Source organism: Streptomyces sp. NPDC057543 (genome assembly GCF_042801895.1).
In the GTDB taxonomy this organism is placed as follows: Bacteria; Actinomycetota; Actinomycetes; order Streptomycetales; family Streptomycetaceae; genus Streptomyces.
Window position 1 is genome coordinate 1 of sequence record NZ_JBHVFF010000236.1, and the last position, 14071, is coordinate 14071.

Consider the following 14071-nt stretch of genomic DNA (forward strand, 5'->3'; position numbering starts at 1 on the left):
GACGCCCTGCGACTCCGCCTCCGGCGTTGTCGTCGGTCAACGACGCTCCGCGTCGCTTCCCTCCTCCGCCTTGGATTCGAAGCCGCACGACGCCGCCCGCTGATCCACTCTCCATCGCGGGTGAGGTCGTAAGAGCGTCCGCCAGTAGGTCATGAACGCGTCGGATTGACGGCACGACGGGCAGGCGTCTGCTGATCACGGAATTGCTGACGCTCTGCGATCCTGGGAGAACGTCTGTGCCTGTCGTGCCCGCGTCCATCACCGACCCGATCCGTGCCGAGTTCCTGGTGCTGTTGGCAGATCGTCCAGTGCGGGCGGCACCGAATCCGCCTCCTTGAGCCGTAGGCAGGTGGGGTCTCCGGCCGGAGGCCCCACCTGCTCGGGTTCAGGTTGGTCAGAAGCGCACTGAGCGGTCCCGGGTGACCGTCGGGACGGCGAGCACGGCATCGAACGCTTCAGGGACCGGGGTGCTCAGATGGGAGCTCTGGAAACGGAGCCCGTTGATCAGTGGTGCCCCCTGTTCGTCGCGCGGTGCGTGGCGCAGGTCGGTCAAGGTGATCCGGTCGGCGAGTCCGGCATCGATAAGAGCGGCCTCGACACTGCCGGGCTCGGCAGGCTCAAGGGGGGCTTCGGCGAGGGTGAAGCCGACCGCGGCGCTCTGGTCGGGGTACATCTCCGGCACATGGTCGGCGGTGTGGACGAGCGCCACGGTGCGGTAGTCCTGGCCGAGCATCCGCTGCAGGTGCTGGCCCATGGGCAGTGTGGTGAGGCCGCCGCCGAAATCCAAAGAAAACGCCGTCTTGTGGATGTGGTTGTTGTGTGCCGCAAGGACTACCCGGGTCCCCGGTTCGGCGTGGTCCAGGTGCCAATGCAGGGACTCGGCCAGGTAGATCTCTCGCACCGACAGGTCCGCGGCCAGGCCCCGACCGGACATCAGCGCGTTTGACGCCTGGAACATGTAGTCGGTGTAGCAGGCCGCTTCCACCCGGCGCCGGGCGATGTCGAAGCGGCTCTGGCTGCTGCGGGAGACGTAGAGCGGTTCGACGGCGCGCAGCCGCAGCAACAGCCGTGCCAGTACGGCAGTCAGTTTGTTCTGCTCGGCAGTCTCCAGGCCGGCCCATGCGGGCGCGGCCGTGGCGCCGGAACCGCATCCCCTGAGGAACCGGTCGCTGATCTCCAGGGCCGTATCGACAAGGGGGAGTGCGTCGGGGTCGACCTCGCGCAGGTATTCGGCCACCGGCTCCAGGGCAGGTCGTAGCGCCCCGCCGGCCTCGGGGATATCGAGGCCGGCGAAGCGCAAGGGGTGTCCGCTGGTGCGGTTGTGGTGGCGCAGCCAGTGCATGAGATCTGCGGCGCCCCATTCGGCGGCGGCCCGGCTCACTTTCGCCAGGTCCCCGTCGTCGCCGTCGCCCAGCAGCCACCGGGCGAGGGGGAAGGCTTCGCTGAAGCCGAACTCCATGGCGAAGACGGTGAATCCACAGCGTTCGGCGAGAAAGCGCAGCACCCGCTGGCGTGCGCGCGAGAACTCTTCGACGAAGTGGGCGCCCTCGCCGACTGCCACAACCCGGGCATCGCCGACGATCTCTCGGAGCCCTTCGAGGTCGTCGAGGGGCTGCTCGGGATCAAGGGTGGTCAGGGTGCTGGAGTGCTCGCGGAACCAATCGGCAAGCACGGTGCGAGGCACAAGTAGAGCTCATTTCTCGGCTCGGAGGTTCAGGGCACAGCCACTCATTCGCACACGGGCGGACGAGTGACGCGACGACGCGCAGGCGCAACCGGCGCCGGGCCACTGGGCCAACGGCGCACCGCGTCTGCCGACGAACCTCGTCAGAGAAAATTGCTGAAGATTGCCATGATCGAAACCTAGCACCGGGCGCCGTACACGGGCACACGAATATTCCGGCGCTTCATCGCGAGGCAGGGCGCCTTCGGCGGGCTTATCGCCGTAGGCGGTGAGCCGGGGATATCGCCGTAGGCGGGCGTCCAGGCTCAGCTTCTGGTTCGAGAGGATGTGCTCCAGCTCGTGGGCCCGGGCGGCAAACTCGTCTCGAGCTGGAACGGCGCATCGCGGACTGGGAGGGGGCGCCGTTCACCCAGGACTCCGCGAAGCGCATCTCCGTGTGGCGCAAGTCGGCTTGAGTCACGCCACACCGCGTACGAGGGCACCGTTGCCGAGCTATGCGCCACGACGGACCCGGGCGGCCTTGCGGGCCTCGGCAATCTGGCGGGCCTCGGCAGACCGGCGAGACTCGCCACCGCCGCCGGCCCGCCCTGGGCGGGTGCCCACACCGCGGAAGGGGGCGCCGCCGCGCTTCGGGCGCTCCGCGACCGACCCGCCGCCGCCGCCGACGGGGACACTGGAGGGAGCCTGGGCACCAGTGATGCGGCTCAACTCGGCCTCGCCGGAGCGGACCTGCGTGATCTGCGGCCTGATGCCCGCGTCGGACATGAGACGGGCCATGTCCCGGCGCTGGCCGGGGAGGACCAGCGTGACGACACTGCCGGACGCGCCGGCGCGGGCTGTACGGCCGCCGCGGTGCAGGTAGTCCTTGTGGTCGCCGGGAGGGTCGACGTTGACGACGAGATCGAGGTCGTCGATGTGGATGCCCCGAGCCGCGACGTTGGTGGCCACGAGCGCCGTGACGTCGCCGGTCTTGAACTGCGCCAGGGTGCGGGTGCGCTGGGGCTGCGACTTGCCGCCGTGCAGCGCCGCGGCCTTCACGCCGCTGCTCAGCAGGTGCTTGGTGAACTGGTCGACAGCATGCTTGGTGTCCAGGAACATGATCACGCGCCCGTCGCGGGCCGCGATCTCGGTGGCGGTGGCGTACTTGTCGGCGCCGTGCACCTGCAGCACATGATGCTCCATCGTGGTGACCGCACCCGCCGACGGGTCGACCGAATGGACCACCGGGTCATGGAGGTAACGACGGACAAGAAGGTCGATGTTGCGGTCCAGCGTGGCCGAGAACAGCATGCGCTGGCCGTCGGGACGTACCTGGTCCAGCAATTCGGTGACCTGCGGCATGAAGCCCATGTCCGCCATCTGGTCGGCCTCGTCCAGGACGGTGATTTTCACCCGGTCCAGGCGGCAGCCCTTGCGCTCGATGAGATCCGCGAGGCGGCCAGGAGTCGCAACGACCACCTCGGCCCCGGCACGCAGTGCGCCGGCCTGCCTGCCGATCGACATGCCGCCGACCACAGTGGCCAGCCGCAGCTTCAGCAACCGAGCGTACGGGGCGAGCGCATCGGTGACCTGCTGGGCCAACTCGCGCGTGGGGACGAGGATCAGGGCCAGCGGCTTCCGCGACTCGGCACGTTGCCCGGCCGTCCGCACGAGGAGCGCCAGACCGAAGGCGAGCGTCTTGCCCGATCCGGTGCGCCCGCGGCCCAGGACGTCACGCCCTGCGAGGGAGTTCGGCAACGTGGCGGCCTGGATCGGGAACGGCTCGTTCAGGCCGAGGCCAGTGAGCATCTTCAGCAACTCGACCGGCATGTCCAGTTCGCCGAAGGTCGCGGCCGCGGGGAGGGCCGGGGTGACGGTGATCGGCAGCGCGAACTCCCCCTGTGCTGCGGAGGAGCGGCGCCCGGTATCGCCTGGACCGGCGCCAGGGTGCCTCTGGTCCTGTGGGCGGAAACGGTCGTTCGTACGAACTGAACGGCTCATGGAGAACCTTCCTCGACAGGGCGCGCATCGAGGAATTCCCGACAGGATGAGCCGGATGAATTGCAAGAACGAGCCGAATGTGAGACTAAAAGAATTCCACCGGAATGCAGGAAGCAGAAGGCTGGGGCCCCAACGCAAGGCGGAGCCCCAGCTATCTCACGCGCTTCGGCGTCAGGCGGGAGTAATGTTCTCCGCCTGCGGACCCTTCTGACCCTGCACGACGTCGAAATTCACCTTCTGGCCTTCCTGAAGCTCACGGAAGCCCTGCGTGGCGATGTTCGAGTAGTGGGCGAAGACATCCGGGCCGCCGCCGTCCTGCTCTATGAAGCCGAAGCCCTTTTCCGAGTTGAACCACTTGACGGTGCCAGTAGCCATGTCACATCTCCTTGGGGCAGTGCCCGCGGGCCCACACCGTGTGAACCCCTGCGTTGCCACAATGAACCCCATCCGGATAAGCACCGGAGATACAAAAAATGCCCGACGGCATACAGCCGCCAAGGCATTTGAAGTTTCGGGAACCACGACTGCAACTACAGTCAATGCTAGCACAGCAGGGACATCCGAACTACTTTCACCCGTGACGTAAAGCCTCGGCCTCGCGGCAGCGCCCGGATCAATATGTCAGCCGGTGCCAACTCGCGTATACACGGAAGGCGAATTTTCAGATTACTCGAGGTGCGACCAACGAGAACTCATCCTCTCCGGCGACGAGCACCTGGCCTCCACGACCCTTCCTTTGCCCGAGGAAAGTCGAACGTACCTCTCGACTCGGATTATCTCGAATCATTTCCGCAAAAGACAGGCCCGGAATTACTCGGTGTCGAGCTGCTCGCATCCCTTCCGCCACCAGGCCTCCCCCTCCTCACGTAGTTCGACGTCACTCGGTCGAACCACCAGGCCGTGTTAACGGGCTTGGTACGCGAGAACGTTGGCAATCACGTCGTCATGGTGGCCCAGACTCGGTGTGTCCTTACTTGCTGCCGAGATGCCCGTTCTGAGGGCGGCCTCCGACTCCACGGCTTCGGTGCCGGCGACCCGGAGAACAGCGGGGGGAGTTCCTGGACGGGCGGCATCAGCAGCCGCACGTGATTGCTGCGCGTCCGCCTGCTGAGGTGCTATCGGATCCGTTCCGCCTGCCCGGCAAGCGCGGGGGTGACCTGTTGCACGATGCCCCCGGCGACGGGGCTGCCCTGGGCCACTCCCAGGCCGATGCCCATCGCGCTTTCGGTCATTGCCGGGGCCCCTCGGGCGCCCAGGACGGCGGGTGCGGTCTCGTCGACGCGAGCGGTGACCGCATCTGCCGCGTCGGCGAGCCTGCCGGGTGACGTAGCAAGCAGGTCTTCCCCACGCATGCGGTGCAGTAGATGCCGAGGACGAACCGCCCTCGGGGCGACCGAAGGAAGCGAGACCGGACCGTCCCCGCGAACGGTCCTTCCGCACTGCCTCCAGGCTCGCCCGGAGCGGCCGGACATCAGGTCTGCAGTCGCCACACCGCACCGCCTCAACCCAGGAACGACAGGCGGACCTTCCGGCTTGGATTGTCCCTGTTCGTATCCACCAAACTCCGTTAAGGCAACCCCAGCGTAGCCACCGGTCTACGCGAGATCTTCCAGCAGGAGGTCGAGTGCCGCCTCTTCGTGCAGGGATGCGCCACGGCTCCGCTCCGTACCGACCCATGATGCGGCCATGGGGTCTGTTCGGCCGGGTGTCCCCAGCCGCCGTCGGGGCCGGAGTCCAGCCGTCGTGCCAGCAGCACCATCGCGGCCATGAGCAGGAGCGGGACGAGCATGGCGGTGCGCAGGCTGGTGGCCTCGGCGAGGGCACCGGTGATCGGCGGGCCGACGAGAAAACCGGTGTACCCGACGATGGAGACGGCCGCGATCGCGGGGCTCGGTCGGGCGAAGTGCCGCTGGGCCACGTGGCCGAAGACGACGGAGATGATCGCTGCAATGCCCAGGCCGAGCAATACGTAGCCGAGCAGCCGGGCTCCTCCTCCCGTCACCGTCTCCGCGTCGCTCAAGCACCCGGTCGGTTACGAAACACGGCATTTCGCTGCGTCTGCACATGTCGAGGGCTGTGACAACTGTGGCTGGCAGGGCCGTGGGCTCCCGATCGCCTGCTCTGCCCGCGAAAGTGAGGAAGCAGGATATCCGCTGCGGGCAGCGTCGAGACCAAAGGTGCCCAGATGGACGGTGGCCACCACAACCGGGTTTGGGCTAGGCCCACCGACAGCACCATGATGGGGCCGTTCGAGTGGCCCCGGTGCGGTGGGAGCAGCAGATGCGGCAAAACGGGAGGACGGACCCGTCCGATCTCCAGCTGAAGATCGTGCTGCACGGCACGAAACCACCCCTGTGGCGGCGCCTGGTACTGCCGTCCGACACCTCGCTCGGGACGTTGCACGACGCCATCCAGGTCGCCTTCGGATGGCATGGCGGCCATCTGCACCTCTTCACCGACGAGTTCGGCCAGGGGTACGGCGATGCGGCCCGACTCACCGACATCGATCTCGGCTTCGGCCACGGGGTCGGCGACGAGGACGCCACCGCGCTCGGCGACGTGCTGGCCGCGGAGGGAGCACGGCTGCGCTACGTCTACGACTTCGGTGAGAACTGGGAGCACGGGATCACGCTGGAGAAGACTCTGCCGTGTCCGGTCGGCGCGGAGCGGACGGTGCGCTGCGTCGGCGGACGTCGCGCCGATGTCCCGGCCGAGGACATCGGCCGCGTGTGGGGGCTGGCCGAGGTGCTGAAGTTCCTCGATGCACCGGACGGGGCCGGGGATGGCCCGTACGGTGAGCTTGTCGCCGAGCTGCGGGTGGCCGGTTACGATCCGGCGGCCTTCGACCGGGACGGGATCACCGCGCGGCTGGCCCGGTTGATGCCGGACACGGTGTCCGGCACGGCGAAGCCGCCGACTGGCGATCGGGGCGGGCACGGCGGTGTCCGTCGGCTGACCGCCGAGGACGTGGCGTTGTGCACCTGCGGGCAGTGCCGGGCGGGCGATCCGGTCGAGGCCGGAGTCGACGGACCGGACGAGGATGTGCCTGTGCTGCGCCCGGTGACCCTGGCTCCGCAGGAGGACCTGATCGCTGCCGTGCGGGGTGTCCCGCTCTTCGACGCGGCGCTGCGGCTCTCCGCCTGGTGCCGCGAGGGACGGCAGGTCACCGCCGGCCGGGTACTGCGGCCCGCGCTCGCCCGTGAGGCCGTCGAGGGACTCCAGCTGTGGAAGCTGGCCGACGACGACTCGCCGTATGCCGATGCCGTCGCGCGGGCTCATGCGCTGAAATCGCTGCGCAGCGCCAAGGACGTGGCCGTTCTCGATGATCCGTGGTGGCTAGCCGTGGACGGCGGGCTGATCACGATCAGCGGGGGTCGCGCGCGGGGCGGCGAGACAACTGACTTCGCCGACGAGAGCCTTCTGGAGTTCTGGGCCACCACGATGGGCGATCTGCTGGAAGAGATCGGTGAGACGGGGGGGCTGGACGGGTGGCACAGTGAGCTGGGCGAGCTGACGGCCGAGATCGCCGACTCACTGGTCGGGTTGCTGTACGACGCTCCGGACGACACCTGGGTGGATGTCGACGACCTGCGTGCGAAGGCCCGCGAGGTGGGCGCGAACGGGCCGGAGTTCGAACTCTTCCAGGCGCTGTTCGCGGTGTCCTTCCGGGAGCTCGGGGACGGGCTCGCCCTGTTGGGCGCGGTGGAGTACGAGCCCGGTGACGGAGACACTTCGCCGGAGTTGGCTCTCCGTACGCTCCTGAACGCCATGGGCGGGCAGGAGTTGGGCGGCGGTTCGGAAACCTCGTCGGCGGCGCCTGACCGTTCGCGGGACGACAGGCGTGGGGACCGCATGCGGCTCACCCCGCTCGGCCGCCATGGGCTCCGTGCCTACCTGATGGAGTGCGGTGTGCCCGCGCCGCTGCTCGGTGAGTACGCCGAAGCGGACGCTGCCGCTCTGCTCCAAGGGCTCCTGGGCTACTCCGCCGAGGAGATGCGCCGGGAGGTCGAAGGGTGGCTGGAACACCGCTCTGCGGCTGATGCCGTGGTGGGGCTGCTCGACGCCTGCGCGGGAGACGGCCCCGAGGCCGCGGCGAAGCGCGCCGTAGCCCAACTGGTGCTGGCCGACCTCGACGACCCCCGCGCACTGCGCGTACTGCGCAAGGCAGCGGACTCCGACATCGAGGGGTGCCGCCAGGTGGCCACCGCGACCCTGGGCGCACACCCTGGGGCGGAAGCGCACGTGGACCCGGCACGGGCGGAGGAGGCCGAATTGTGGCTGCTCATCGACGGACTGTCGGTCCTCGCCGGTGCCCAGGAGAGCGAGGAGCTGACCCAGGGCTTCCTGGAGAACTGGAACACGGCGCCGGAGGCGCTCGAACATCGGGTGGACGACCTGTGGCGAGTGGAGCACGCAGCCACCGCCCAAGTACTCACCGAACTGGGTGAGGGCCTGCGCGACGTCGACAAACGGCTGGCCAAACGCATGCGTACCGCAGCGAACAAGGCCCACTCCCGTCAGTGACAGCAGGGGCGGAACCTGCTGGTGGACGAAGGCGCGGTGAAGACCGCTTGGACGACGGTGAGGCGAAAGAGAAGAGTGGCACGAGTCCTCGTACGGGAACAGAGCACGGGCACGAGGAGCGTGCCACCGTTGGCCGCACCGGAGTCGGCCGCCTGGGCGCGGATTCTGCTCGACGGCGGCTGGGCGGCGGTGTTCCTCCCCGGCGAGCCTGCCCGCCTCGGCCGGTTGCTGCTCTGGCAGCCCGCCGGGGCAACCGCCGTCGAAGGCATGGCACCCGTGGGCGTCGAGGCCGAGACGGCGGAACTGGTGCTCCCGCACGGCCGCTCGGTCAGACGGCGCAGAGTGGAGGTTTACGCGCTGCCGGTCGCCCTCGCCGTTGCCGCGCTGTCCGGGGCACAGCCGACGCATCGTTCCGCTGCCGCCTGGCAGGCCGCCGCCCGCTTCGCGCTGCGGCTACTTGCCGACGGCCGCCTCCACCCGGCTCTCACCCCCGCCGGCTACGACACCTGGCAGGCGGGCCCCTTCACCTCCGCCCAGCGGCAGACGCTGGACACCCTCGCCGCCGCCTTCCCGCCCCACGCCCACTGCCTGCCCGAGCCCGGTCCCGCACCACTCCGGATCGCGGAACCGGCCGCGCTGGTAGGTCACTTCTGCGACGCGGTCGCCGACGAACTGGTCCGCACCCCGGCCGCTCCGCTTGCTATGGGAGCCCTGCCGTACGCCTGGCGCGAGCCGCGTGCCGTGCCCGCCCTGCGCGAGTGGGCCGAGGAGACCGCCGCCGCGTTCACCGCCGACGTCAGGGTCTCGCTGCGGGTCGACGTACCCGAGGGGAGGCGTCGGCAGTTCCGGGCCGTCCTGCAGTTGCACACAGCGACGGATCCCGCGCTCGTCGTGGAGGCCGCACAGTTGTGGAACGAACCGGCCGAAGTGGAGCGGCTACTCGGCCCGCGCGCCGAGACCGAGACGCTGCTCACACTGCGCCGCGGCGCCCGCGTCTGGCCACCGCTCGACCGGCTACTGAAGGACGCGGCTCCGGACCAGCTGCGGCTGACCGACGACGAGGCCCTCGACCTGCTGGGTGACGCCACCGACACACTGCGCGGGGCCGGTATCGACGTGCACTGGCCGCGCGAGTTGGTCAAGGCACTTACCGCGACCGCAGAGATCGGGCAACGCACCGCGCCCGGCTCCAGCGCGGGCGGCATGCTCGACGCCGACACCCTCCTCGACTTCCGCTGGCAGCTCTCGCTCGGCGGCGACCCGCTCACCGAGGCTGAGATGGACGCCCTCGCCGAGGCCCGCCGCCCCCTCGTCCGGCTCCGCGACCAGTGGGTGGTCGCCGACCCAAAGCTGGTAGCCCGCGCCAAGCACCGCCGGATGGAACCGCTCACTCCCATGGAAGCACTGGGCGCCGCGCTCACCGGCGAGGTGGAGCGGGACGGGGAGACTCTTCGCTGCGCGGCGGTCGGGGCGCTCGCCGACCTCGTCGCCCGCATCCGCGACCCCGAATCCAGCACCCCCGCCGCCCAGCCCGCCGCGCTCAAAGCCACCTTGCGCGACTACCAGAAGCGGGGCCTCGCCTGGCTGGCCGAGATGTGCGAGCTCGGTCTCGGCAGCTGTCTCGCCGACGACATGGGCCTGGGCAAGACCATCACCCTGCTCGCTCTGCACCTGCACCGCCAGACCGATCCCGACACCGCGGGCCCCACGCTCGTCGTCTGCCCCGCCTCGCTGCTCGGCAACTGGCAGCGCGAGGCGGCCAGGTTCGCACCATCCACTCCCGTGCGCCGCTACCACGGCGGCGACCGCCACCTGAAGGACCTGGCCGGGGACGAGATCGTCCTGGTCACCTATGGAGTGCTGCGCCGCGACCGGGAGGCCCTCGCCGAGAACGCTTGGTCGCTGATCGCCGCCGACGAGGCCCAGCACGTCAAGAACCCCTACGCCGTCACCGCCCGTGAGCTGCGCGCCCTGCCCTCCCGCGCCCGCGTCGCGCTCACCGGCACCCCCGTGGAGAACAACCTCTCCGAACTGTGGGCGCTCCTCGACTGGACCACCCCCGGACTCCTCGGCCCACTCACGGCTTTCCGCGACCGGCACGCCCGAGCGATCGAGTCGGGCGAGGACCCGCAGGCTGCCGCACGGCTGTCCCGTCTCGTCCGCCCGTTCCTGCTGCGCCGCAAGAAGTCCGACCCGGGCATCGCGCCCGAACTGCCCGCCAAGACCGAAACCGACCGTGTCGTACCGCTGACCGCTGAGCAGGCAAGCCTGTATGAGGCGGTGGTCCGTGAAACCATGGCGAAGATCGCCGAAGCCGAGGGCATCGCCCGCCGCGGCCTGGTCCTGAAGCTCCTCACCGCGCTGAAGCAGATCTGCAACCACCCCGCCCAGTTTTTGAAAGAGCACAGCCTGCGCCAGTCCACACCGCTGCACGGCCGCTCCGGCAAACTGGCGCTGCTCGACGAACTGATCGACACCATCACCGCCGAGGGCGAGTCGGTGCTGGTCTTCACCCAGTACAAGCAGATGGCGACCCTGCTGGAGAAGCATCTCGCGGAACGAGGCGTCCCCACACTCTTCCTGCACGGCGGCACGCCCGTCACCGCGCGCGAGGAGATGGTGGACCGCTTCCAGCGCGGCGAGGTGCCGGTGTTCCTGCTCTCCCTGAAGGCCGCGGGCACCGGCCTCAACCTCACACGGGCCACCCATGTTGTGCACTACGACCGCTGGTGGAACCCGGCGGTCGAGGACCAGGCCACCGACCGTGCCTACCGCATCGGCCAGGACAAGCCCGTACAGGTCCATAAACTCCTTGCGGAGGGGACCGTGGAGGACAAGGTGGCGAAGCTTCTCGAATCCAAGCGCGCGCTCGCCGACGCCGTGGTCGGCTCCGGTGAGGCTGCTCTGACCGAACTGTCCGACGACGATCTCGCCGAACTCGTCGCCCTGGGGAGGCAGTCATGAGCCCCTCGGTCCCCAGCCCGCGCCGCGTGCCGGCCCGCGGCAGGCGGGCCTTCGCCGCGACCTGGTGGGGCCAGGCATGGGTGACGGCCCTGGAGGACTCCACCCTGGACTCGGGGCGCCTGTCCCGCGGACGCACCTACGCCCGCCAGGGCATGGTCGGCCCCGTCACCATCGCCCCCGGCCAGGTCAAAGCCGCCGTCCAGGGCAGCAGGCCCCGCCCCTACCGCTCCGCCGTCCACCTGCCCGTCCTCACCGACGCGCAGTGGAATATCCTCCTCGAGACCATCGCGACCCGGGCCGGGCATCTCGCCGCACTCCTCGACGGCGAGATGCCCGCCGAACTCGTTGACGACGCCCGGCACTCGGGCGTCCCCCTGCTCCCGCAGCCCACCGAACTCGACCCCGAATGCTCCTGCCCCGACTGGGGCTACCCCTGCAAACACGCCGCCGCGCTCTGCTATGCCATCGCCGCCACCATCGATACCGACCCCTTCGTGGTGTTCGCCCTGCGCGGCCGCGGCCGGGAGGAAGTCCTCACCCAGCTGCGCGCCCGCCGTACGGCCGCCCAGGCGACCTCCACCCCACCGGCCCCAGCCGGCCTCGCGGCCGCCGGCGCCTACGCGGCCTGGGCTGCCCTGGCCGAACACACTCAGCCCCTTCCCGAACTCCCCGGACCGGCCCCCCACACCGCCGCGCTGCCCGCCGCCCCGCCACCCGGCACCGGCCTGTCTGCCACGGACCTCGAACACCTCATGGCGGACACCGCCGCACGCGCCGCCCGGCTGCTCACGGGTGACACCACCAGCCTCCACCTGAACCAGCACGAGGACGCGGCACGGATCGCCGCGAGCAACTGCGGCCCCGAGTGGTTCCACCACCTCATCCAGAACACCGGTGCCAAACCGACCGCGTTCGCCCGCCTCACCCGCGCCTGGCGGTATGGCGGCCCAATCGGCATCACCGTCGCCGAACACCCCCACACCCCCGACCCGACGGTGATGGCGGCGGCGCGCAACGCCCTGACCACGGCCCTCACAGAGATGACCACCGCCCCCGCCGCCCTCAGGGCCTGGCGCAACCGCCTCACCCTCACCGACCACCGCATCCAGCTGCGCCTGGGCCCCGACACCCGCTGGTACCCCTACCTCCAGCATGACGACGGCGACTGGTGGCCGGCAGCACCCGCCGACCCCGACCCCGTCACGGCGGTCACCTCCGTCTGGCAGCAGACCGAGAGGTGACACGTACGACAGACCCGTGAACCGCCTCCTCAGCCCATAAGTTCACATCTACCAACTGCTCCGTCATCCGGCATCGCCCCTCACCGGTTCACTTGGTGCGACCGGACATCGGCTGTACTGTCGTGGCTGCCCCGGATTCAGCCAAGGAACGACAACCGCACCTGACGGTTGTGATTCGAGACGTTCGTGTCGACCAGGCATACCGACTGCCACGTCCCCAGTTCCAGCCGGCCGCCGATCACCGGCAGTGTGGCGTGCGGTGGGACGAGGGCGGGGAGTACGTGGTCGCGACCATGGCCGGGGCTGCCGTGGCGGTGCTGCCAGCGGTCGTCGGCGGGGAGCAGGGTGTGGAGGGCGGCCAGGAGGTCGGCGTCGCTGCCCGCGCCGGTTTCAAGGACGGCGATGCCGGCGGTCGCGTGCGGTACGAAGATGTTGAGCAGGCCGTCGCCGGTGGGGGCCGTCCGGGCGAGGAATTGTTCGCAGTCGTGCGTCAGGTCGGTGACGGATTCCGTCGCTCCGGTGGTGATGTGCAGGACGCTCGTGGTGAAGTCATGAGGCATGGACCAATCCTCTCGTTCGTGCCGCGGGATCGCGCGTCCACGTGCCGATACACCATTGACCGTTTCAGTCCTGGATCACTACGTTCAGCGCCATGTTCCGTTCAGGTCTGCTCACTTCGCGCGGTCACATCGACCTGCTGCGGGTGGCTTCCGCCGCGTGACGCTGCGGCTGCTGACGTCCTCTCAGCGCATCTGCCGACGGTGACCGGGCGATCCGGTCGTCCGTTCCCGCTGCCGTACGTGCCTGTTGGCATGTGCTTCGGCGTACCCCACCTCGTCGACCGCGTGTCGTAGCCCGTTCCGCAATGACGGCAGCGGTTCGCGTGCCCGTGCGTCCGAGGTGTGCCTCCCCCTGACCGTGGACTGCTCGTCGAGCCCTCACGACCATCGGCCATGCCGAGGAGACCGGGGACGTACGGTCCGCTTCGGGATCCGGCTGCACACGATTTCCCGCGACTCCTCGCGGGAGGAGTGGGCGACGGCCGAGCGACTGCTGGGCGATCTCGATGCCGAGACGGTCGCCGCCGCACAGCAGGCGCTGGGGCGGAGCGAGTCGGTGGGGCAGCAGCGGATGCTGGCACTGTACGGCGGCTCCCGCGACAAGCTGGAGATCGCGCCGAATCCGTGGGCAGGCATCGGCCTGGTGCGGGGCGGTGCAGGCACCGCGCTGGTCGGGAGTCACGCGGAGGTCGCGGACCGGGTCGAGGAGTACCACGAGCTGGGTGTGGAGCACTTCGTGCTGTCCGGGTACCCGCATCTGGAGGAGGCGTACTGGTTCGGCGAGGGCGTGACGCCCGAGCCGGCGGCGCGCGGTCTGCTGTCGACCGTACCGGCGTCGCCGCTGCTCGAGGTGGCTGCCACGAACGGCCGGCCCGCGTCCGCGCCCGGCGGGGCTTCGCTGCTCGTCGCGGGCGGTCGCTGAGCGCCTGTGCTCTGTGCTCTGTGCTCTGTGCTCTGTGCTCTGTGCTCTGTGCTCTGTGCTCTGTGCTTCGAGCATCACGGCCGATCGCGGGAAGATCCTCACCCCCGAAGAAGTTAGTAGAAGCGTGAACAACTTCGGGGTGGTCGCAGCGCACACGGTCGATGTCGTCGTGGTAGGCGCCGGACAGGCTGGACTG

9 protein-coding genes and 2 pseudogenes are annotated in these 14071 nt (G+C 69.5%); 5 read left to right on the forward strand and 6 right to left on the reverse strand.

Features of this window, described 5'->3' with window-relative positions; translation table 11 throughout:
- Positions 1-394: 394 nt before the first annotated feature.
- A complete protein-coding gene (locus tag ACFU8Q_RS30580; RefSeq protein ID WP_384459928.1) occupies positions 395-1684 on the reverse strand; it encodes an erythromycin esterase family protein in 1290 nt (429 codons plus the stop codon).
- Between the two features lie 362 nt (positions 1685-2046).
- On the opposite strand from ACFU8Q_RS30580, the pseudogene ACFU8Q_RS30585 reads away from it, so the two are divergent.
- Positions 2047-2139 (forward strand): annotated as a pseudogene (locus ACFU8Q_RS30585) (SAM-dependent methyltransferase); the annotation flags it as partial.
- Positions 2140-2176: 37 nt separating this feature from the next.
- On the opposite strand, the gene ACFU8Q_RS30590 reads toward ACFU8Q_RS30585, so the two are convergent.
- From ACFU8Q_RS30590 to ACFU8Q_RS30605, 4 genes are all read right to left on the reverse strand, one after another.
- Positions 2177-3664: a DEAD/DEAH box helicase gene (locus tag ACFU8Q_RS30590; RefSeq protein WP_384459931.1), complete on the reverse strand. Its 1488-nt coding sequence runs from the start codon at positions 3662-3664 to the stop codon at positions 2177-2179.
- A 171-nt stretch (positions 3665-3835) separates the two neighbouring features.
- Positions 3836-4039, reverse strand: a complete 204-nt coding sequence (locus ACFU8Q_RS30595) for a cold-shock protein (protein ID WP_361458513.1) — start codon at positions 4037-4039, stop codon at positions 3836-3838.
- Between the two features lie 740 nt (positions 4040-4779).
- A complete protein-coding gene (locus ACFU8Q_RS30600; RefSeq protein WP_384459934.1) occupies positions 4780-5016 on the reverse strand; it encodes a hypothetical protein in 237 nt (78 codons plus the stop codon).
- A 215-nt stretch (positions 5017-5231) separates the two neighbouring features.
- Positions 5232-5684, reverse strand: coding sequence for a hypothetical protein (locus ACFU8Q_RS30605; RefSeq protein ID WP_384459937.1), 453 nt, complete (start codon positions 5682-5684; stop codon positions 5232-5234).
- A gap of 260 nt (positions 5685-5944) precedes the next feature.
- Here ACFU8Q_RS30605 and ACFU8Q_RS30610 point away from each other — a divergent pair, with 260 nt between their 5' ends.
- The 3 genes from ACFU8Q_RS30610 to ACFU8Q_RS30620 all read left to right on the forward strand — a co-directional run bounded on the left by ACFU8Q_RS30610 (position 5945) and on the right by ACFU8Q_RS30620 (position 12393).
- Positions 5945-8188, forward strand: a complete 2244-nt coding sequence (locus ACFU8Q_RS30610) for a plasmid pRiA4b ORF-3 family protein (protein WP_384459940.1) — start codon at positions 5945-5947, stop codon at positions 8186-8188.
- A gap of 129 nt (positions 8189-8317) precedes the next feature.
- Positions 8318-11152, forward strand: coding sequence for a DEAD/DEAH box helicase (locus ACFU8Q_RS30615; RefSeq protein WP_384459943.1), 2835 nt, complete (start codon positions 8318-8320; stop codon positions 11150-11152).
- Positions 11149-12393, forward strand: a complete 1245-nt coding sequence (locus ACFU8Q_RS30620; protein WP_384459946.1) for an SWIM zinc finger family protein — start codon at positions 11149-11151, stop codon at positions 12391-12393. Before ACFU8Q_RS30615 ends, ACFU8Q_RS30620 begins: the two co-directional genes overlap by 4 nt.
- Before the next feature lie 137 nt (positions 12394-12530).
- On the opposite strand, the gene ACFU8Q_RS30625 is transcribed toward ACFU8Q_RS30620, so the two are convergent.
- On the reverse strand, positions 12531-12953 hold the full coding sequence (locus ACFU8Q_RS30625; RefSeq protein WP_384459949.1) for a YjbQ family protein: 423 nt from the start codon (positions 12951-12953) through the stop codon (positions 12531-12533).
- A gap of 403 nt (positions 12954-13356) precedes the next feature.
- On the opposite strand from ACFU8Q_RS30625, the pseudogene ACFU8Q_RS30630 reads away from it, so the two are divergent.
- Positions 13357-13875: pseudogene (locus ACFU8Q_RS30630) on the forward strand (LLM class flavin-dependent oxidoreductase); the annotation flags it as partial.
- Between the last annotated feature and the right edge of the window lie 196 nt (positions 13876-14071).